Origin of the sequence: Vibrio floridensis (genome assembly GCF_021852965.1) — a bacterium.
GTDB lineage: Bacteria > Pseudomonadota > Gammaproteobacteria > Enterobacterales > Vibrionaceae > Vibrio > Vibrio floridensis.
Genome location: NZ_JAKGCY010000018.1, coordinates 1 through 19,671 on the forward strand (window position 1 = coordinate 1; position 19,671 = coordinate 19,671).

Genomic DNA, 19,671 nt, shown 5'->3' on the forward strand with positions numbered 1-19,671 from the left:
AGGAGAGACTCGAACTCTCACACCTCGCGGCGCCAGAACCTAAATCTGGTGCGTCTACCAATTTCGCCACTTCCGCAACTATTCCTAATAACTCTCTAAAAAAAGTTCTTAGGGATGGTGGCTACGACGGGATTCGAACCTGTGACCCCATCATTATGAGTGATGTGCTCTAACCAGCTGAGCTACGTAGCCAAAACCATGTTTTCCGTTCCTTTCGTTTCATCGCTGTCTCGTCGGGAACGGGGCGCATTATGAGGAGTTGCGTCACAACCGTCAACAGTTTTTTTTAATAAATCGGGGGAAATAAATCGTTCGCTTTCTTTTTAAGCAAAGAGGCGTGTTTGTGATCGAAAACTGCTAACAAATTGACTTGGTTTGAATAACTTAATGTGAACTTTTTTCTCAGCCAATAAAAAAGCCAGCAAATTGGCTGGCTTTGTATTCGATTGAGTTGTTTAAAGTTTAAACAAACAATTAAACGTTGAAACGGAAATGAACCACATCGCCATCTTTTACGATGTACTCTTTACCTTCTAGACGCCACTTACCTGCGTCTTTTGCTCCGTTTTCACCTTTAAATTGGATGAAGTCATCGTAGGCAATGACTTCTGCACGGATGAAGCCTTTCTCAAAATCGGTGTGGATCTTGCCTGCCGCTTTTGGTGCGGTCGCACCAACAGGAATGGTCCATGCACGAACTTCTTTCACACCCGCCGTAAAGTAAGTGTGTAGGCTCAGCAACTCGTAACCTGCACGGATTACGCGGTTTAGGCCTGGTTCTTCAATGCCCATATCCGCTAGGAATTCTGCACGCTCGTCATCTTCCAGCTCTGCCATTTCCGATTCGATCGCGGCACAAACTGGAACAACAATGTTATTCTCTTTTGCTGCAAATTCACGAACTGCGTCTAGGTATGGGTTGTTTTCGAAGCCATCTTCATTCACGTTAGCGATGTACATGGTTGGCTTCAGTGTTAGGAAGTTTAGGTAACCAACGGCGGCAAGTTCTTCTTTAGACAGTTCTACAGTACGTGCTGAGCCACCTTCGGTGAGGACAGGAAGCAGCTTTTCTAGAACAGTCAGTTCGAATTTCGCGTCTTTATCGCCGCCTTTCGCTTTCTTCGCTTGGCGTTGAATGGCGCGTTCGCAAGAATCAAGGTCAGCCATGGCAAGTTCAAGGTTGATCACTTCGATATCTTCGATTGGAGAGACTTTGCCTGCAACGTGAACAATGTTTTCGTTTTCAAAACAACGAACTACGTGACCAATTGCGTCCGTTTCACGGATGTTGGCTAGGAATTTGTTACCCAGACCTTCGCCGCGAGATGCGCCAGCTACTAGACCTGCAATGTCAACGAATTCCATCGTGGTTGGCAGAATACGTTGTGGGTTTACGATTTTTGCCAATTCGTCTAAACGCAAGTCTGGCACTGGTACCACGCCAGTGTTTGGTTCGATTGTACAGAACGGGAAGTTAGCGGCTTCAATACCCGCTTTAGTCAGTGCGTTAAACAGAGTTGATTTACCAACGTTTGGCAAGCCAACGATGCCACATTTAAAACCCATGATTGTAACCTTATTCAGCTTTGAACGTGTGGAGGCGGTTTTGTGCTTTGGATAGACCATCTTTGATCAAAATATCCAAGCAGCGAACAGATTCGTCGACGGTAGCGTCGAGTAAGGATTGTTCACTGGCAGGTGCTTTACCCAGTACAAAACCCGCTACTTTATCTTTGTGTCCAGGATGGCCAATGCCGATCCGTAGACGGTAGAATTCTTTATTGTTGCCCAGTTTACTAATGGTATCTCGCAAACCATTGTGGCCACCATGGCCACCACCCTTTTTGAACTTTGCGATACCAGGAGGAAGATCCAGCTCGTCATGCGCGACCATGATCTCTTCTGGTTGAATCTGATAAAACTTTGCCAATGCGGCAATGGCTTTACCAGAAAGGTTCATAAAGGTAGTTGGAATCAGTAAACGCAGTTCCTGACCATTCATCACAATACGTCCTGTTAAGCCATAGAACTTTGCTTCATTCTTTAGCGTAACGTTGTGAACGCGTGCCAGTTCTTCTACTACCCAAGCGCCCGCATTGTGGCGAGTTTTGGCATATTCAGGCCCAGGATTAGCAAGGCCGACAAGAAGTTTGATCTGTTGACTCAAGGTTAGGATCTCTTTGGAATCTTCAAAAGCGCGGTATGATAGCACAGAAAAGTAACGATGGGCGAGGCCAAGCCTATTGCAAATAAAAACACCCCAATCAAGGGGTGTTCTAAAATTGGACTAATCGAAATGGCGATTAGTTAAACATCGCAGAGATAGACTCTTCGTTGCTGATACGACGGATCGCTTCAGCCAACATGCCAGAGAGAGTTAGTTGAGTCACTTTACCGGTTGCGGCCATCTCTTTGCTCAGTGTGATTGAGTCAGTCACGATCACTTGGTCAAGCACAGAGTTTTTGATGTTTTTCGCTGCGTTGCCTGAGAACACGGCGTGAGTTGCGTAAGCAAATACTCGCTTCGCACCACGTTCTTTCAATGCTTCAGCTGCTTTACATAGCGTGCCGCCAGTGTCGATCATGTCATCAACGATCACACAGTCACGACCTTCAACATCACCGATAAGGTTCATCACTTCAGAAACGTTGGCACGTGGACGACGCTTATCGACGATAGCAATATCGATATCACCAAGCGCTTTTGCCGTTGCACGAGCACGAACAACACCACCGAGGTCTGGAGATACAACCACAGGATCTTCTAGACCACGCGCGTGCATATCTTCAAGTAGTACTGGCGTACCGAAGATGTTGTCTACTGGCACATCGAAGAAGCCTTGAATTTGCTCTGCGTGTAGATCAATCGTCAGAACGCGGTCAACACCCACGTTTGAAAGGAAGTCTGCGACTACTTTTGCAGTGATTGGCACACGCGCTGAACGCACACGGCGGTCTTGACGAGCGTAACCAAAGTAAGGAATAACTGCTGTAATACGGCCCGCTGAAGCGCGGCGCATTGCATCAATCATTACGACCAGCTCCATTAGGTTGTCGTTGGTCGGAGCACAGGTAGATTGAATAATGAAAACGTCACTACCACGTACATTTTCGTTGATTTGTACCGCTACTTCACCGTCAGAGAAACGAGAAACAGTGGCGTCACCAAGAGAAATGTAGAGACGATCAGCAATACGTTGGGCTAGTTCAGGTGTTGCGTTACCAGCAAATAGCTTCATATCAGGCACGGTGGAAACCTCAGGGTTGCGTCCAGTTTTTAAATAGGTCGGTTTTGGGCTGAAAGATAATCAGCCAACGTCTCTTTTAGCGGCGAAACATTGCGCCCTTGAGCGACAAATGCCGAGACATTGTCAGAGAGTTGGGCAAGGATTGATTCCGCTTCAGATCTGCTGCTAAATTCAGCGAAAACGCAAGATCCGGTCCCCGTCAATCTTGACGGCGCGTATTGTAGCAGCCATGAAAGTTGCTTATCAACCTTTGGGTGGATCATTCGGACAATTTTTTCGCAATCGTTTCCGTATTCGCTGTCAAGAAGCGTTTCCAGAGAACGCTTTGGCGTATTTCTCGTCAAATCTGGATGCGTGAAAATATCGACGGTGGCGATGTGCACATCGGGTCTTACCACCAAATACCACTTCTCTTCTGGTTGTGCTGGAGTCAGTTTTTCACCAACACCTTCAGCAAATGCCGCATAGCCGCGCACAAAAACGGGCACATCCGCGCCCAGTTTTAAGCCAATGTCGGCTAGTTCATCATCAGAAAGACCAAGTTGCCAAAGAAAATTCAGAGCAACCAATGCCGTTGCTGCATTGGAAGAACCACCACCGATACCGCCGCCCATCGGCAATATTTTGTTCAGATGAATGTTGGCGCCCAAGGTGCATCCCGTCTTTTTCTGGAGTGCATTGGCCGCTTTCCAAATGAGATTTTGTTCTACGGGGAGATCGACAATGTCTGGCGTTAGTGTGATATGACCGCTGTCATTGGCTGTAATCGTGAGTTGATCGCCATGGTCAAGAAACTGAAATAACGTTTGCAGTTCGTGATAGCCATTTTCAGTACGGCCATTGATGTACAAGAAAAGATTGAGTTTGGCTGGTGAGGGCCAAGTTGTTGGGCTGGTAATCATTATTTTAGCGTCCACTTACTCACAACGATGTTTAATTTGATGTCTTGCTGGGTCAGGCTAAGCTTGGCTGGCAGCGGTACAACTTGCTGATGAAATTCCACATCGCGATACTGCGTGTAGGCGATATGCCAACGCTGAAAATTGAGATCTTTCTCTAATGAGCTGAGTGTATTTTGCTCATTGAGTTGAAAGTCGTCAGCGCCATTAGGCAAGCCGATGATCCAATCACTCAGTTGTTCGACAGGTATAACCAACCCGGTTAACTGTTGGACCAAAGCGGTCGCATTCTCAGCGGTTAAGATTTGATCGTCGTAGGTTTCAACGCGAGCACCTTGCGGCGTCATAGTGAGATTTAATGCGGTTTGGCCAAGAAATGTCGTAAAACGCAGGTGGCTTTGCGCTGATGAGTGTTTCCAGTAGAAGTTGAGGTTTTGTCGTTGATCTGGCGAGATGTAACCCAGTTTGCCGACGGCTTGAAATGATTGAATTTGTGACAGTTTGGCTTGATGACTTTGCCACTCAACGCTGGTGGGATGGTCCGGAAGGCCAGTACAGCCAAGCATAAACAGCGGCAAGAGCATTAACCAAAAATAAGTTCGTCGAAACATGGCGGATACTTTCTGTCTGATTTAAGTCTTTGAGCGCTCAACTATAGCATCGAACTCACGAAGTAAGGAAAACAAATCCGCTACACCCTTTTAATAAAGTCGTGCATAAAGTAAAATTCGCCTCCTAATTTTCCATTCTGTACAGAGAAAGCACTATCGATGTCTTTGCTTGCTATTGGCATAAATCACCACACCGCGTCGGTTGACTTGCGAGAGAAAGTGGCGTTCGGTCCAGACAAACTGGCCAATGCACTACAGCAGCTCAGCCAGCATGAAGCAGTCAATGGCAGCGTGATCCTCTCTACCTGTAACCGCACCGAGGTGTATTGCGATGTCAAATCGGGTGCACGCAGCAAGGTGATTGATTGGTTGAGCCAGTTTCATCAAATCGGTTTAGAAGAGCTCAAACCGAGTTTGTATGTGTATGAAGAACAAGCGGCAATTCGCCATCTGATGCGCGTTTCTTGCGGCTTGGATTCTTTGGTGCTGGGTGAACCTCAAATATTAGGGCAGGTGAAACAGGCGTATTCCGACTCGCGCGAGCAGCAGGCGGTAGATGCGTCTTTGGAAAAATTGTTTCAGAAAACCTTTTCCGTTGCTAAGCGCGTCCGCACGGAAACCGATATTGGCGGTAACGCCGTTTCGGTCGCCTATGCCGCTTGTACGTTAGCCAAACACATTTTTGAATCGTTAGAGAAATCGACGGTTTTATTGGTCGGTGCTGGTGAAACCATCGAGTTGGTGGCGAAGCACCTTCACGCGAATGGTTGTAGTAAAATGATTGTGGCAAACCGTACTCGCGAGCGTGCACTGACCTTAGCAGAGCAATTTGATGCTCAGGTGATCAGCTTGCAAGATATTCCCAATCACCTTGCCAAAGCGGACATAGTGATCAGCTCAACGGCGAGCCCACTGCCGATCATTGGCAAAGGCATGGTGGAAACTGCGCTCAAGCAGCGCCGTCATCAGCCCATTTTGCTCGTGGATATTGCGGTACCGCGTGATGTGGAAGCGCAAGTGGGCGATTTGAATGATGCTTACTTGTATACTGTTGACGATTTGCAATCAATTATTGACAGCAATATCGAGCAGCGCAAAGTCGAAGCGATTCAAGCAGAAGCGATCGTGGCGGAAGAAAGTGCCGCGTTTATGAGTTGGCTTCGCTCGCTCCAAGCGGTGGACAGTATTCGTGAGTATCGCCAGTCGGCCAATGACATTCGTGAGGAATTGCTCAGCAAAGCGTTGTTAGCACTGGAAAGCGGTGGTGATCCAGAAAAAGTACTGCGCGAACTGAGTAATCGCCTGACAAATAAACTCATCCATGCACCCACACGTGCGCTACAATTGGCCGCAGAGCAGGGTGAGCCCGCAAAATTAACCGTCATTCGCCAAAGCTTAGGGCTGGATGAACTCAAATAATTCTATCAATCAGTAAGATATATAAATGATGAAAGCCTCGATTCTAACCAAGCTAGAAATGCTGGTTGAGCGTTATGAAGAAGTGCAGCACCTTCTTGGTGATCCGGGAGTGATCGGTGACCAAGACAAATTCCGTGCACTGTCAAAAGAGTATTCTCAACTTGAAGAAGTCACTAAGTGCTTTACTGCCTATCAACAAGCGCAAGAAGATTTAGTTGCTGCGGAAGAGATGGCCAAAGAAGACGACGCAGAGATGCGTGAAATGGCACAAGAAGAGATCAAAGCAGCGAAAGCGGCGATTGAAAACTTGGCCTCGGAACTGCAAATCCTGCTGTTACCGAAAGATCCGAATGACAGTCGTAACTGTTTCCTCGAAATTCGTGCGGGTGCGGGCGGTGATGAAGCCGGTATCTTTGCTGGCGATCTGTTCCGTATGTACAGCAAGTTTGCAGAAAAACGTGGTTGGCGTATTGAAGTCATGTCCGCGAATGAAGCAGAACATGGCGGCTACAAAGAGATGATCGCGAAAGTGAATGGCGATGGCGCTTACGGTTTCTTGAAGTTTGAGTCGGGCGGTCACCGTGTTCAACGTGTGCCTGCAACCGAATCGCAAGGTCGCGTACACACCTCTGCGTGTACCGTGGCAATCATGCCTGAAATTCCTGAAGCGGAAATTCCAGAGATCAAAGCAAGCGATCTAAAAATTGATACCTTCCGCTCTTCTGGTGCGGGCGGTCAGCACGTCAACACCACCGACTCGGCAATCCGTATTACCCACTTACCAACTGGTACTGTCGTGGAGTGTCAGGACGAGCGTTCACAGCACAAAAACAAAGCCAAGGCGATGGCTGTTCTAGCGGCTCGTATTGTTCAAGCTGAAGAGGCTAAGCGTGCAGCTGAAGTGTCTGACACGCGTCGTAACCTGCTTGGTTCAGGCGATCGTAGTGACCGTATTCGTACCTACAACTACCCACAAGGCCGTGTGTCAGATCACCGCATCAACTTGACGATTTACCGTCTTTCTGAAGTGATGGAAGGCGATCTTCAGTCTTTGATCGATCCTGTGATTCAGGAACACCAAGCGGACCAATTGGCTGCTTTGGCGGACAACAACTGATCCCATGTCTGAGTTGATGACACTAGATGCCGCTGTTAAACAGGCGGCATCTCGCTTTTCTGAGTTAGGCAATGATTCGCCGTCTTTAGACGCTGCGGTATTGCTTTGCCATGTACTGGATAAGCCACGTAGCTATCTGTTTACCTGGCCAGATAAAATACTCACCGAACAAGAGCAGCAGCAGTTTGAAGCCTTAGTGGCGCGTCGACTGTCTGGCGAACCGGTGGCTTACATCATCGGTGAACGAGAGTTTTGGTCTTTGCCTTTTAAAGTCGCGCCATCGACGTTAATTCCTCGCCCTGATACCGAGCGTTTAGTGGAGTTGGCGCTAGAAAAAACGGCTACGCAAACGGGCTCTATCCTCGACTTAGGCACAGGCACGGGAGCGATTGCCATTGCACTGGCGTCTGAACTGCCACATCGCACTGTGATGGGCGTGGATTTGCAGCAGGAAGCGAAGCTGCTTGCTGAGTCGAATGCGCTGGCATTGAATATCAAAAATGTGACCTTTAAACAGGGCAGCTGGTTTGAACCTGTGGCTCAAGGCACAAAGTTTGCTTTAATCGTTTCCAATCCTCCTTATATTGATGAGAATGATCCCCATCTTAATCAAGGAGATGTGCGATTTGAGCCAAAAAGTGCTCTGGTTGCCGAAGAGTCTGGCCTGGCTGATATCCGTTATATCGCGCAACAGGCAAGTGACTATCTTGAGCCTCATGGCTGGCTGATGTTTGAACATGGCTACGATCAAGGTATCGCTGTTCGAGAAATCCTAGAAACGTTGGGATATCAAGAGGTAGCAACCGAGAAGGATTACGGTGGCAACGATCGAGTGACTTTGGGTTACTTCGTTGCTTTACCAGAAAACACGGATCACTAGATCCAGATATCAAAGAGAACACTATGTACGAAGCTTTGAAATACTTTCATTTACTCACCATCGTCATCAGCGCGTTGCTACTTTCCGTTCGCTATGCATTGATGATGATGAATTCAAATAAGTTGAAGCACCCATTTTTACAGCGTTTTCCTCATATCAACGACTCGTTATTGTTGTTGTCAGGTATTGCGCTGATTGTGATCACTGGTTTCATTCCATTTACCCCGTCGGCGCCTTGGCTCACCGAGAAAATCACCTGTGTAATGGCCTACATTGCTTTAGGTTTCTTCGCACTTAAACTGGGTAAAAACAAGCTGCTACGTACTTTTTCTTTCTTCGGCGCACTCGGTTGGCTGGCGATGGCAGGCAAATTAGCGGTTTCAAAGACACCGATGTTTTTCGGTTAAGAATATTTAGTGTGAATTAAGTAAACGGATAACAAGTAATGCTGGAATTGTTTGACGAAGATTTTGACAACATGGAACTGGTGGAAGGGGCGTTAGAGCTCAATAAAGCCATTAATCCAGAAACAGAAGATCTTTGGGTAAAGCATGAGTTGGCTCGTTTGTTAAAAGAAGCGGAAAACGAACTGTTTGTCGAGCGAGATGAAAAGCAGCGCTTTGATGCCTTTCTACGCCTATTTTTCATCCAATGGCAGTTCCAAGGTGATCGTGAAGCCTATTTTGATTCAGACAACAGCTTTATTGACAAAGTATTGCAGCGTCGGAAAGGTATCCCTGTCAGTTTAGGAGCGATACTGCTTTATCTAGGTCGCCAGCTTGGCTTCGATTTACATGGTGTCACCTTCCCAACCCAGTTTCTTTTGCGAGTGGATTGGTGTGAAGGGGGCGTTCAATACATCAACCCATTTAATGGTGAGTTTGTTGGCGAGCGCCTTTTACAAGCTTGGTTGATTGGTCACGAAGGGCCGTTAGCAACGTTGAAACCTGAGCATCTTGAGGTGGCGGATAACCCTACGGTGATTGGCCGCTGGCTTGCCTTGTTAAAAGGCGCACTACTTCGAGAAGAGCGCTATACTCTGGCTTTACGTTGTACCAATCTGGCGTTAACGTTTGTGCCAGATGACCCTTATGAAATTCGTGATCGCGGCTTTATCTATCAACAACTAGAGTGTCATCAAATTGCGGTGTCTGATTTTCAATATTTTATTGATCAGTGTCCCGATGACCCTGCGGCAGAGCTGCTAAAAAAACAAGTTAACGTTATGAGTGGCAAAGCGGTCACTCTACATTGATCAAATAAGAGACATAATGATGGAACAGAAAATTGTTCAGATTGGTGATATCCCAGTTGCCAACGATAAGCCATTTACTTTGTTTGCTGGCATGAACGTACTAGAGTCACGTGATTTGGCGATGCAGATCTGTGAGCACTATGTGAAAGTGACCGATAAGTTGGGCATTCCTTACGTATTTAAAGCGTCTTTCGATAAAGCCAACCGCAGTTCTGTTCACTCATACCGTGGCCCAGGTCTTGAAGAAGGGATGAAAATCTTCCAAGAGCTGAAAGACACGTTTGGCGTAAAGATCATCACCGATGTTCACACGGAAGCACAAGCGCAGCCTGTAGCGGATGTGGTGGATGTTATCCAGCTACCTGCGTTCTTGGCTCGCCAGACTGACCTTGTGGAAGCGATGGCCAAAACGGGCGCGGTAATCAACGTGAAAAAACCTCAGTTCATGAGCCCAGGTCAAGTGGGCAACATCGTTGAGAAATTTGCGGAGTGTGGCAACGATAAGATCATTCTTTGTGAGCGTGGTTCTTGTCATGGTTACGATAACCTAGTCGTAGATATGCTGGGTTTTGGCGTCATGAAAAAAGCATCAAAAGGCAGCCCAATCATTTTTGATGTGACCCACTCACTGCAAATGCGCGACCCATCAGGTGCGGCATCAGGCGGTCGCCGTGAACAGACCGTTGAACTGGCGAAAGCCGGTTTGGCAACGGGTATTGCTGGTCTGTTTATTGAGGCGCACCCAAATCCAGACCAAGCACGTTGTGATGGCCCATCGGCATTGCCACTTGACAAACTAGAGCCGTTCCTTGCGCAAATGAAAGCACTGGACGATCTGGTGAAAAGCTTCGCGAGTATCGACATCCGATAATATTTGCGTGTTATCGAGATCAAAAAGGACCGAGAAAACGGTCCTTTTTTTTGCTTGTAATTTGTCCCGCTGAACCTCTGTTTAATGCCTATTCTTCTAATACTGTTTAATTGGTGAGCTGATTCACATTTATCTCGAACGGCATGCAATCTCAGACAAACGTTTGCTTGTGATCGCGTGAGTTTTGTCACTGTAACTCTCAGGCTTTGTTACAGTTTTTCGTGGTTTTTATAGTGATCAATGCATCAGAAATATGAAAACGGACTGAAATGGTTTGGCCAGTTACTTTAAACTGTATCAAGTTTTACAGCCAACCTAACTCGGTTTAATAAATTGAGCTTATGTTTAAAAAGGCCTGTAGATATTTGCAGTGGAATCCCCAAAAAGTTCAAAAGGTATGACAATGAAGCAACGCCTGATTATAAAAACCGCGCTTAGCGCAGCTATTCTGGCAACTCTGGCGGGTTGTGCAACTCAGCCAACTCAAGAATGGGCAGCAGATACAACTTACAAACTGACAGTATTGCACACGAACGACCACCACGGCCGTTTCTGGCAAAACAAATACGGTGAGTACGGTATGGCAGCTCGCAAAACTCTGATCGACGAGCTGCGTGCTGACATCCAAGCGGAAGGCGGCAGCGTACTGCTACTTTCAGGTGGTGATATCAACACAGGTGTTCCTGAGTCAGACCTTCAAGATGCTGAGCCAGATTTCAAAGGCATGAGCAAAATCGGTTACGACGCAATGGCGCTGGGTAACCACGAGTTTGACAATCCTCTAGACGTACTGATGAAGCAGAAAGAGTGGGCTAACTTCCCAATGCTGTCTGCCAACATTTACGACAAGAAAACTGGCGAGCGCATGTTCCAAGCTTACGAGATGTTCGATAAGCAAGGCATTAAAATTGCGGTTATTGGTCTAACAACCGAAGACACAGCTAAGCTAGGCAACCCAGAATTCATTAGCGCAATTGACTTCCGTGATCCGAAGGAAGAAGCGAAGAAGCTGATTGCTGAGCTAAAAGAAACAGAAAAACCAGATTTGATCTTCGCCGTGACGCACATGGGTCACTACGAAGATGGTAAGCGTGGCATCAACGCTCCTGGCGATGTGGCACTGGCTCGTTACCTAAACGAAGGTGATCTAGACATGATCGTCGGTGGTCACTCGCAAGAGCCGGTTTGTATGGAAGCACCAAATGTGGTGAAGAAAAACTTCAAACCAGCAGACGAGTGTAAGCCAGACCAACAAAACGGTACTTACATCGTGCAAGCGCACGAGTGGGGTAAATACGTTGGCCGTGCTGATTACGAGTTCCGCAATGGTGAGCTACGCATGGTGAGCTACGATCTGATTCCGGTTAACCTGAAGAAGAAAGTGGAAGTCGATGGTAAGAGCCAGCGCGTCTTCATTGAAAGCGAAATTAAAGAAGATGCGGCATTGCTAGAATTCCTACGTCCTTACCAAGAGAAAGGGCAAGAGCAACTTAACGTCAAGATTGCAGACACAAACGGCAAGCTTGAAGGTGACCGTAATGTAGTTCGCTTCCAGCAAACTAACCTTGGTCGTCTAATCGCAGCTTCGCATATGGAGCGTGCAAAAGCTGACTTCGCAGTAATGAACTCGGGTGGTGTACGTGACTCGATTGAAGCGGGTGAAGTGACTTACAAAGATGTACTCACCGTTCAGCCTTTTGCAAACATCCTGACTTACACCGATATGACGGGTAAAGAAGTGCTGGATTACCTAAACGTTGTTGCAACGAAACCTGTTGATTCAGGTGCTTATGCGCAATTCGCAGGTATCTCAATGACAGTGGCAGACGGTAAAGTTTCTAACGTATTCATCGGTGGCAAACAGCTTCGTCTAGATGAAACTTACCGCTTCACCGTACCAAGCTACAACGCCGCGGGTGGTGATGGTTACCCTAAACTGACTGGCCACCCTGGTTACGTGAACACTGGTTTTGTGGATGCTGAAGTACTGAAAGAGTTCCTAGAGAAGAACAGCCCAATCGATGTGAACAAGTTCGCGCCAAATGGTGAAATTGTTTACAAATAATCGATAAGAGAAAGAGTTTGACTCAATCTCGCTGATATCTTTAACTAAAGCGCTATTTCGATCTGGAATAGCGCTTTTTGTTTATACAGGAGAAAGACGATGACTCCGGCTATCAATCTTGCCAAGAAAAAGAAAGTTCCTCATACCATCCATGAATATCAGCACGATCCACGAGCGGCAAGCTATGGCTTGGAAGCGGCAGAAGTGCTTGGGCAAGATCCAAAGAAAGTCTTTAAAACGTTGCTATTTTGCTTAAATGGTGAAGCAAAAAATTTGGCGGTAGCGATCATTCCCGTTGACCAAAAACTCAATCTAAAATTGGCAGCGAAAGCCGCTAATGGCAAAAAAGCCGATATGGCCGATCCTGAAATCGCGCAAAAAACCACAGGCTATGTCGTGGGCGGCATTAGTCCGCTCGGGCAAAAGAAAGCTCTGCCCACCTTTCTCCATATCAGTGCAGAGCAACAAGAGACCATTTGTGTCAGTGCAGGCAAGCGTGGCTTAGAGATTGAGTTAGCACCCAAAGATTTACTGATGCTCACTCGAGGGCATTTTGCTGAGCTCTGTTTAGAGGCCTAAGCTCTTTGAGGGGTAAAATAGAAAACGTTTGGTGAACAACAAAGGACGCTCGTTCGAGCGTCCTTTTTAATGGTTGCGAGGAATATTATTTCTTAAGAGTCAAAGTGCCGCCCGTGCGTTTGACGGGTTTTGCTGCGTTGGGATTGTCATAGCGTTTTGCTTTTCCAGCTTGCTCTTGGCGCTTTGGTTTTTCAAAACGCGGTTTATCGCCATCCTGCTGCTTTCTTTGCTGCGCTTTTTTTGAATTTGGCGCATGGCGAAACTCATCAGCATTGTTGCCTTTGAAAGTGCGCTGTTTTTGGTTGCGACGTGCAGTAGAGGTTTGGTTTTCCTCACGGCTGTCAAACAGCTTAGCGTCGGTGGCTTTGCGAATACGGCGGCCTTTGGCGTCAACGCGAGAGGCTTCTTCGGTGCCAACAGAGCCTTCACACATCGCAAGGATCTCCGTCACCTCATCGTCGGTAAGGTAACGCCACTTACCGTTCGGAATGCCGTCGAGAGAAATGTTCATAATGCGCACACGACGCAGTTTAAACACTTCATAGCCGAGTGCTTCACACATACGGCGGATCTGGCGGTTCAAACCTTGAGTTAAAACAATACGGAAGGAGAACTTGGTTTCCTGTGTGACTTTGCAAGGCAAGGTTACGGTATCGAGAATATTGACGCCGCTCGACATTGCTTTAATAAACTCAGGTGTAATGGCTTTATCCACTCGCACCACATACTCTTTTTCGTGGTGGTTACCCGCACGGAGAATCTTATTAACAATATCCCCATCATTGGTTAGGAAAATCAGACCGTCAGACGGTTTATCCAATCGACCAATTGGGAAAATACGCTTCTTATGACCAATAAAATCAACGATATTGCCCGGAATGTTGCGTTCAGTGGTACAGGTTATGCCGGTGGGTTTATTGAGCGCGATGTAGACCGGTTTTTCTTTCGTGGCAACGGGTTTTCCATCGACACAAACATCATCACCAGGTAGGACTTTGGTGCCCATTTCTGGCTGTTTGCCATTGATGGTGACGCGACCTTGCTCGATGAGTTTATCGGCTTCTCGGCGTGAGCAAAAACCAGTTTCACTGATGTATTTATTAAGGCGTTTAGCGTTATCTTGGGACATGTTGTTCTCTCTTAACGTTTCACAACGGCGTTGTATCGATCACTCCCTTACTGGCTGTAAGGGAAATTGGGGCGTGCATTCTAGCACTGAATAAATGTTAGCCTAAGCGTTTTTGATGGCGTTCTCGATTCTCGAGTTTTTTATCGGCACTTTTCTGCAACAAAACGTAGAGAGCGCCAGTTCCACCATGAAAACGCTGCGCACTGTGGCAACATTGCACTTCTTTAATCTGCATTAACCACGTCGTGACAAAACTTTTCATCTTGGCGGGGGGATCGGATAGCTCGCCTCGACCATGAGCGATCACGACGGTGCGAATGTCCATTTTCATGCATTGTTTGAGAAAGTGAACAAGTTCATCTCGTGCTTCTTTGAGTGATTTCTTATGCAGGTCTAGCCGGGCTTGGATGGGGTACTTGCCTAAACGCAACTTACGATAGACACCCTCTTGTACGCCGTCTCTTTTAAACTCCACCATGTCATCAGGTTTGAGCATTTCTGCGTGATCAAGGCTGAGGTGCTCTGGATTATCCTCGATGAGCCAAATCGCCGCTTCGCGCCGCGCCAATTGCGATTCACTGACTTGGTGTTTTTTCTTGTGCTCAGCAGTGTCATGAGTGATGGGCTTTACATCCCCCATCATTTGTTGGAAAAGTTCGAAATCATCGTCGTGAGACATAACGGCATCTCAAAGCTTGATTAATGGTTGCAGGAGTATACCAACGGTTGGGGGAAAACGATCAATCCAGAGAATAAAAAACCGGAACAGGCAGAAAACCCATTCCGGTGCAAAGCGTTTCTATAAAAGATTATAGAGCTTGGCGATATCTAGTGAGGAGATTTGTCATTCATGACCTTGTAAACGATGAAACCGCCGTAAAACAGCATTAGACCTAGTGCACCAAATATGACAATCATTGAAGAAAGTCCTACCGCATTACCGAATAGCAAATCGAGCCAAAAGTCCATGGTTTCCCCCAAAGTGTGAAGACAGGGTAAAGTTAAAAGCTGGTGCTATTTTGCACACTGATCTGGATCAATTGTGTTGCATAAGTTAACGGTATGTTTTTGTTGGTGTGTTTCTGCTCACATTTTATGTGCTACTGGTGGCGGAATAAGCAAACGGATAAATTATTACAAAAAAACTGCGCTTAGCTCTTGCGTCGTCAGCCAGAATCCGTAATATACGCATCCGTTGACGGAACAAAGCTTCTGTGACACATCTCGGTGAATAGCGCAGCTTGGTAGCGCATCTGGTTTGGGACCAGAGGGTCGGGGGTTCGAATCCCTCTTCACCGACCACTTTAAGAAAGCCTGCTTTTTAGCAGGCTTTCGTCGTTTTGGTTTTAGACAAAGTTTGCTTACTGATGTTGAACCTTGTGGGGTTCGCCTGACGTTAGAATATGGATCTTCACCGACCATATTAAGAAAAGGCCCTGCAGAAATGTAGGGCCTTTTTGCAATGTTTTGGTTGTAGAGAACGGGGGCTGGAACGCCAGTCCGATGGAAGCCCATCCGCGTCGATTTCCTCTTCACCGACTACTTTTAGAAAGCCTGCTTTTATAGCAGGCTTTCGTCGTTTTGGGGTGAGGCAAAGTTTGTTCGCTGATGCCGAACCTTTTATGAGGTGGCCAAAATTAGAAATGGCATTGCGCAGGCTGGCTTTGGGTCAGTTGCTCGGTTTTAAAACCGAATTGCTCGAGCAGTGCAATGAGATTCTCTTTACCTACCAGATGCAACGCTCCGACCACCACTGCATAATGACCAGGCTCCTCTTGAGCAAGTTGAGAGAGCTTTTGGACCCAATCGTGATTTCTATCCGTCAGCATGGCTTTTTCCAACTCAGGGGAGATCTCCGACAGGTTAGCGAACTCCACCAGTTTTTGTTTGTCGCCTTTTTGCCAGCTCTCAACCAAACAAGAGAGTAACTGCTCACTTTCACTAAACTCTGACAGCGCACTAATCAGCAATTCTTTGCCATCTTGAGGTGTTTTGGTGAGTAGATCGATTTGAAATTGCGCACTTTCCAACGGATGAAGAGGGACACCATGTTGACGTGCTTTTTGAATAAGATAAGTATCCACGCCAAGTTCTGAGTGGTACCCCAGTTTTTGTACTTGAGCCATTTGGATGGTTAAGGCGCTTGCCCACGGCGGAGCAAGCATCAATTGTTGATAGGGCAAGCCGAGCTCATTGGCGATTTGTTGCAACTGCTGTTTCTGTTCATTGGTGAGGACTTGCTGACTGACATAGCGTTGAGGCGGGTAAGTCACCTGACTCAATTGCGATAAATCGGCCTCCACGATGAGCGCTTGGCTGTTAGCGATGGCGTTTTCTATCTCATTGGGTAGCGGGTACAGTGCATCGCTTCCCACATGAATCGAGCCTAATATTCTGAATTCCGTTTTACCTTTGCTGGCTTTCCACACTAATGGTTCGGCAATTACCGTGGGAACGAGAGTTACAATCGCAATAATAAGGGTAACGAGCTTGAGCATGTTTTGCTTCCTGAAAAATGTTCCGGCAAATTTGTTGATTTGGTAAAAATGACGAGGGTTAACGGAGCTAAAAGTGAGATCAAATACTCAATTTCAATGTCAAATTCTGATGATTTGAATTTTAAAGCACGTCACCATTGTGGGAAATTTCTTTCAATAGTGTCCATTGTGTTGATGTTTTTGTGATCTGTATACGATAAAAACTCGTCAAAAATGAAATTACGAATTTAACGTACGTTTTAACTTGTTGAAATTAAAGTTTTTATATTTTCATGTTCGTTCTCAGTTTGAACTAGATCACTTCTCCTACTTATTAATTTCACGCTTAGAAAAAACTCGCTGTATGTTGAATGCATTGGTAAGTAACAGCCGTTTTGGCTGGATTGATTTTCTGAGTTTTAGGGTAAGTAAGATGTTGAAACAAACTTTAATTGCTGCGTCGGTTATCGCTTCTTTAGCGGGTTGTTCTACATTACAAAGTGATGAGCAACGTGTCGTCAATTCATTAGCGGATAATTTGGATATTCAATACCAAGTTATGACAAATCATGGCGCGAACGAGGGGCTGGCCTGTGGTGATATGGGGGCGGAATGGGCTTCTTGTAACCGAGTGAATATGAGGCTGGTGAATCAAGGCGAAGCGGTCAGCTCGATAGATTGGGCCATTTACTTTCACAGCATCCGTCTGATTTTAGATGTGGAAAATGACCAATTTAAAATCTCTCGTGTAACAGGTGATCTACACAAATTAGAACCGACGGACAAATTTGATGGTTTTGCCGCAGGTGAAGAAGTCGTACTGCCTCTGATTGGTGAATACTGGACGTTGTTTGAAACCGATTTCATGCCAGGTGCTTTCGTCACTGCGCCAAACGCAGAGCCAAAGATGATTGCCTCTCTAAACACGGAAGATGTGGCATCTTTCGTGGCCGGTCTTGAAGGTAACAACCTAAAGCGTACACCAGACGATAACAACGTATTCGCGAGTGCTGTGTCTCGCTTTGAGAAGAACCAAGACCTAGCAAAACAAGATGTATCAACTACGCTGCTACCGACGCCACTGTTTGTGGAAGCAGGCAAGGGCACTGTTGATATCGCGGCGGGTATTGCGCTGCCTAAAGACGCATTCGATGCAGCTCAATTTGCAGCAATTCAAGAACGTGCAGAAGTGGTTGGTGTGAATGTTCGCGGTGATGTTCCGGTTAGCATCACGGTTGTTCCAGCGGACTTCACTGGTGAGTTAGCCAAATCGGGTGCTTACGAGATGAGCATCCAAGGCGACGGTATTGCGATTAAAGCGTTTGACCAAGCAGGCGCTTTCTACGCAGTGCAATCTATCTTTGGCCTGATAGACAGCCAACATGCTAATTCTCTACCACAACTGTCGATCAAAGATGCGCCTCGTTTTGATTACCGTGGCGTAATGGTGGATGTGGCTCGTAACTTCCACTCTAAAGACGCCATTCTTGCGACGCTAGACCAAATGGCGGCGTATAAGATGAACAAACTTCATCTTCATCTAACGGATGATGAAGGTTGGCGTTTGGAAATCCCGGGTCTGCCTGAGCTGACAGAAGTGGGTGCTAATCGTTGTTTCGACGTTGAAGAGAAAAGCTGTTTACTGCCTCAGCTTGGCTCGGGTCCAACGTCAGACAACTTTGGTTCTGGCTACTTCAGCAAAGCGGACTACGTGGAAATTTTGAAATATGCCAAAGCACGTAACATCGAAGTGATTCCAGAAATCGATATGCCAGCCCACGCTCGTGCCGCAGTGGTATCGATGGAGGCACGTTACGATCGTCTCATGGCCGAAGGGAAAGAAGCACAAGCGAACGAATACCGTCTGATGGATCCTCAAGATACATCGAACGTGACGACCGTTCAGTTCTACGATAAGCAAAGCTTTATCAACCCATGTATGGAATCGTCAACACGCTTTGTTGATAAGGTGATTTCAGAAGTGGCAGCCATGCACGCAGAAGCAGGCGCACCGCTAACAACATGGCACTTCGGTGGTGACGAAGCGAAGAACATCAAGCTAGGCGCGGGTTTCCAAGACGTTAACGCGCAAGACAAAGTAAGCTGGAAAGGCACGATTGACCTGTCTAAACAAGACAAGCCATTTGCACAGTCTCCGCAATGTCAGACGCTTATTACCGATGGCACAGTCAGTGACTTCGGTCATCTGCCTAGCCACTTTGCAGAGCAAGTGTCGAAGATTGTGGCCGAGAAGGGCATTGCAAACTTCCAAGCGTGGCAAGATGGCTTGAAGTACAGCGAAGGTGAGAACGCGTTCGCAACAGAAAATACTCGCGTAAACTTCTGGGACGTTCTGTACTGGGGCGGTACATCTTCAGTGTACGAGTGGTCTAAGAAAGGTTACGACGTGATCGTGTCTAACCCCGACTACGTTTACATGGACATGCCATACGAAGTGGACCCGAAAGAGCGTGGTTACTACTGGGCAACACGTGCAACGGATACGCGTAAGATGTTTGGCTTTGCGCCAGAGAACATGCCGCAAAACGCAGAAACCTCTCTAGACCGTGATGGCAATGGCTTTACGGGTAAAGGTGAAATCGAAGCGAAACCTTTCTACGGCCTGTCTGCACAGCTTTGGTCTGAGACCGTGCGTAACGATGAGCAATATGAGTACATGGTATTCCCTCGCGTACTCGCTGCCGCTGAGCGTGCATGGCACCGCGCAGATTGGGAAAACGACTACAAAGTGGGTGTGGAATACTCGCAAAACTCTAACCTAGTCGACAAAGCGGCACTAAACCAAGACTACAACCGCTTTGCCAACGTACTTGGTCAACGTGAACTGGCGAAACTGGAAAAATCAGGCATTGACTACCGCCTACCTGTACCGGGTGCGAAAGTCGAAGAGGGTAAACTAGCTATGAACGTTCAGTTCCCTGGCGTTACGCTTCAATACTCTCTAGACGGCAAAAACTGGCTGACGTACGCGGATGATGCTCGTCCAACCGTAGAAGGTGAAGTCTTTATCCGTTCTGTGTCTGCGACAGGCGAGAAAGCAAGCCGAGTAACAAGCGTGAAGTAATGCTTAGCGCGTAAAGAAAGAAAAACCCAGCTCAGC

18 protein-coding genes and 2 tRNA genes are annotated in these 19,671 nt (G+C 46.9%); 10 read left to right on the forward strand and 10 right to left on the reverse strand.

Going from position 1 to position 19,671, the window contains the following annotated elements:
* Positions 1-115: 115 nt before the first annotated feature.
* The 6 genes from LZU85_RS18650 to lolB form a co-directional block, all read right to left on the reverse strand.
* A tRNA-Met gene (locus tag LZU85_RS18650) sits at positions 116-192 on the reverse strand.
* Positions 193-474: 282 nt separating this feature from the next.
* Positions 475-1,566, reverse strand: a complete 1,092-nt coding sequence (gene ychF, locus LZU85_RS18655; protein WP_176297968.1) for a redox-regulated ATPase YchF — start codon at positions 1,564-1,566, stop codon at positions 475-477.
* Positions 1,567-1,576: 10 nt separating this feature from the next.
* Complete coding sequence (gene pth / locus LZU85_RS18660; protein WP_176297967.1) at positions 1,577-2,167, reverse strand: aminoacyl-tRNA hydrolase; 591 nt, start codon at positions 2,165-2,167, stop codon at positions 1,577-1,579.
* Between the two features lie 136 nt (positions 2,168-2,303).
* Positions 2,304-3,248 (reverse strand): ribose-phosphate pyrophosphokinase, encoded by a 945-nt coding sequence (locus LZU85_RS18665; RefSeq protein WP_011078371.1) that lies wholly within the window; start codon positions 3,246-3,248, stop codon positions 2,304-2,306.
* A 29-nt stretch (positions 3,249-3,277) separates the two neighbouring features.
* On the reverse strand, positions 3,278-4,165 hold the full coding sequence (ispE, locus tag LZU85_RS18670; RefSeq protein WP_176297966.1) for a 4-(cytidine 5'-diphospho)-2-C-methyl-D-erythritol kinase: 888 nt from the start codon (positions 4,163-4,165) through the stop codon (positions 3,278-3,280).
* Complete coding sequence (gene lolB, locus LZU85_RS18675) at positions 4,150-4,758, reverse strand: lipoprotein insertase outer membrane protein LolB (RefSeq protein WP_176297965.1); 609 nt, start codon at positions 4,756-4,758, stop codon at positions 4,150-4,152. Before lolB ends, ispE begins: the two co-directional genes overlap by 16 nt.
* Before the next feature lie 159 nt (positions 4,759-4,917).
* Between lolB and hemA the strand changes: the two genes are divergently transcribed.
* From hemA to ybaK, 8 genes are all read left to right on the forward strand, one after another.
* Positions 4,918-6,177: a glutamyl-tRNA reductase gene (gene hemA / locus LZU85_RS18680; RefSeq protein WP_103276927.1), complete on the forward strand. Its 1,260-nt coding sequence runs from the start codon at positions 4,918-4,920 to the stop codon at positions 6,175-6,177.
* 28 nt (positions 6,178-6,205) lie between these two features.
* A complete protein-coding gene (gene prfA / locus LZU85_RS18685) occupies positions 6,206-7,294 on the forward strand; it encodes a peptide chain release factor 1 (RefSeq protein ID WP_176298100.1) in 1,089 nt (362 codons plus the stop codon).
* Positions 7,295-7,310: 16 nt separating this feature from the next.
* On the forward strand, positions 7,311-8,174 hold the full coding sequence (gene prmC, locus LZU85_RS18690) for a peptide chain release factor N(5)-glutamine methyltransferase (RefSeq protein WP_419795981.1): 864 nt from the start codon (positions 7,311-7,313) through the stop codon (positions 8,172-8,174).
* Between the two features lie 23 nt (positions 8,175-8,197).
* On the forward strand, positions 8,198-8,581 hold the full coding sequence (locus LZU85_RS18695; protein ID WP_045597639.1) for a SirB2 family protein: 384 nt from the start codon (positions 8,198-8,200) through the stop codon (positions 8,579-8,581).
* Between the two features lie 38 nt (positions 8,582-8,619).
* The gene (locus tag LZU85_RS18700; RefSeq protein WP_011078364.1) at positions 8,620-9,429 is read left to right on the forward strand and encodes a SirB1 family protein; all 810 of its coding nucleotides are present in this window, start codon (positions 8,620-8,622) and stop codon (positions 9,427-9,429) included.
* Between the two features lie 19 nt (positions 9,430-9,448).
* Positions 9,449-10,300 carry a 3-deoxy-8-phosphooctulonate synthase gene (gene kdsA, locus LZU85_RS18705; protein WP_026130489.1) on the forward strand — a complete coding sequence of 284 codons (852 nt, stop codon included), beginning with the start codon at positions 9,449-9,451 and terminating at the stop codon, positions 10,298-10,300.
* Between the two features lie 403 nt (positions 10,301-10,703).
* Complete coding sequence (gene ushA / locus LZU85_RS18710) at positions 10,704-12,365, forward strand: bifunctional UDP-sugar hydrolase/5'-nucleotidase UshA (RefSeq protein ID WP_176297963.1); 1,662 nt, start codon at positions 10,704-10,706, stop codon at positions 12,363-12,365.
* Between the two features lie 99 nt (positions 12,366-12,464).
* The gene (gene ybaK / locus LZU85_RS18715) at positions 12,465-12,944 is read left to right on the forward strand and encodes a Cys-tRNA(Pro) deacylase (RefSeq protein ID WP_053542084.1); all 480 of its coding nucleotides are present in this window, start codon (positions 12,465-12,467) and stop codon (positions 12,942-12,944) included.
* 85 nt (positions 12,945-13,029) lie between these two features.
* Here the strand turns inward: ybaK and rluF are convergent, their stop codons facing one another.
* From rluF to LZU85_RS18730, 3 genes are all read right to left on the reverse strand, one after another.
* Complete coding sequence (gene rluF, locus LZU85_RS18720) at positions 13,030-14,073, reverse strand: 23S rRNA pseudouridine(2604) synthase RluF (RefSeq protein ID WP_176297962.1); 1,044 nt, start codon at positions 14,071-14,073, stop codon at positions 13,030-13,032.
* A gap of 97 nt (positions 14,074-14,170) precedes the next feature.
* Positions 14,171-14,752 (reverse strand): DNA endonuclease SmrA, encoded by a 582-nt coding sequence (smrA, locus tag LZU85_RS18725; protein WP_237288097.1) that lies wholly within the window; start codon positions 14,750-14,752, stop codon positions 14,171-14,173.
* 149 nt (positions 14,753-14,901) lie between these two features.
* Entirely contained in the window at positions 14,902-15,042 is a 141-nt protein-coding gene (locus tag LZU85_RS18730) for a DUF3149 domain-containing protein (protein ID WP_011078358.1), read from the reverse strand.
* A gap of 256 nt (positions 15,043-15,298) precedes the next feature.
* Between LZU85_RS18730 and LZU85_RS18735 the strand changes: the two genes are divergently transcribed.
* Positions 15,299-15,375 (forward strand) — tRNA-Pro (locus LZU85_RS18735).
* Positions 15,376-15,710: 335 nt separating this feature from the next.
* On the opposite strand, the gene LZU85_RS18740 is transcribed toward LZU85_RS18735, so the two are convergent.
* A complete protein-coding gene (locus LZU85_RS18740) occupies positions 15,711-16,571 on the reverse strand; it encodes a TraB/GumN family protein (RefSeq protein WP_237288099.1) in 861 nt (286 codons plus the stop codon).
* A gap of 412 nt (positions 16,572-16,983) precedes the next feature.
* On the opposite strand from LZU85_RS18740, the gene LZU85_RS18745 reads away from it, so the two are divergent.
* Complete coding sequence (locus tag LZU85_RS18745; RefSeq protein WP_237288101.1) at positions 16,984-19,635, forward strand: beta-N-acetylhexosaminidase; 2,652 nt, start codon at positions 16,984-16,986, stop codon at positions 19,633-19,635.
* Positions 19,636-19,671 lie beyond the last annotated feature (36 nt).

Bases quoted from the DNA above. Each gene is read 5' to 3' on its own strand.
- prmC (WP_419795981.1), top strand. From the start codon at position 7,311: ATGACACTAGATGCCGCTGTTAAACAGGCGGCATCTCGCTTTTCTGAG.
- LZU85_RS18745 (WP_237288101.1), top strand. From the start codon at position 16,984: ATGTTGAAACAAACTTTAATTGCTGCGTCGGTTATCGCTTCTTTAGCG.
- rluF (WP_176297962.1), bottom strand. From the start codon at position 14,073: ATGTCCCAAGATAACGCTAAACGCCTTAATAAATACATCAGTGAAACT.
- hemA (WP_103276927.1), top strand. From the start codon at position 4,918: ATGTCTTTGCTTGCTATTGGCATAAATCACCACACCGCGTCGGTTGAC.
- lolB (WP_176297965.1), bottom strand. From the start codon at position 4,758: ATGTTTCGACGAACTTATTTTTGGTTAATGCTCTTGCCGCTGTTTATG.
- kdsA (WP_026130489.1), top strand. From the start codon at position 9,449: ATGGAACAGAAAATTGTTCAGATTGGTGATATCCCAGTTGCCAACGAT.
- LZU85_RS18700 (WP_011078364.1), top strand. From the start codon at position 8,620: ATGCTGGAATTGTTTGACGAAGATTTTGACAACATGGAACTGGTGGAA.
- LZU85_RS18695 (WP_045597639.1), top strand. From the start codon at position 8,198: ATGTACGAAGCTTTGAAATACTTTCATTTACTCACCATCGTCATCAGC.
- smrA (WP_237288097.1), bottom strand. From the start codon at position 14,752: ATGTCTCACGACGATGATTTCGAACTTTTCCAACAAATGATGGGGGAT.
- ushA (WP_176297963.1), top strand. From the start codon at position 10,704: ATGAAGCAACGCCTGATTATAAAAACCGCGCTTAGCGCAGCTATTCTG.
- LZU85_RS18730 (WP_011078358.1), bottom strand. From the start codon at position 15,042: ATGGACTTTTGGCTCGATTTGCTATTCGGTAATGCGGTAGGACTTTCT.
- prfA (WP_176298100.1), top strand. From the start codon at position 6,206: ATGAAAGCCTCGATTCTAACCAAGCTAGAAATGCTGGTTGAGCGTTAT.
- LZU85_RS18740 (WP_237288099.1), bottom strand. From the start codon at position 16,571: ATGCTCAAGCTCGTTACCCTTATTATTGCGATTGTAACTCTCGTTCCC.
- ychF (WP_176297968.1), bottom strand. From the start codon at position 1,566: ATGGGTTTTAAATGTGGCATCGTTGGCTTGCCAAACGTTGGTAAATCA.
- ybaK (WP_053542084.1), top strand. From the start codon at position 12,465: ATGACTCCGGCTATCAATCTTGCCAAGAAAAAGAAAGTTCCTCATACC.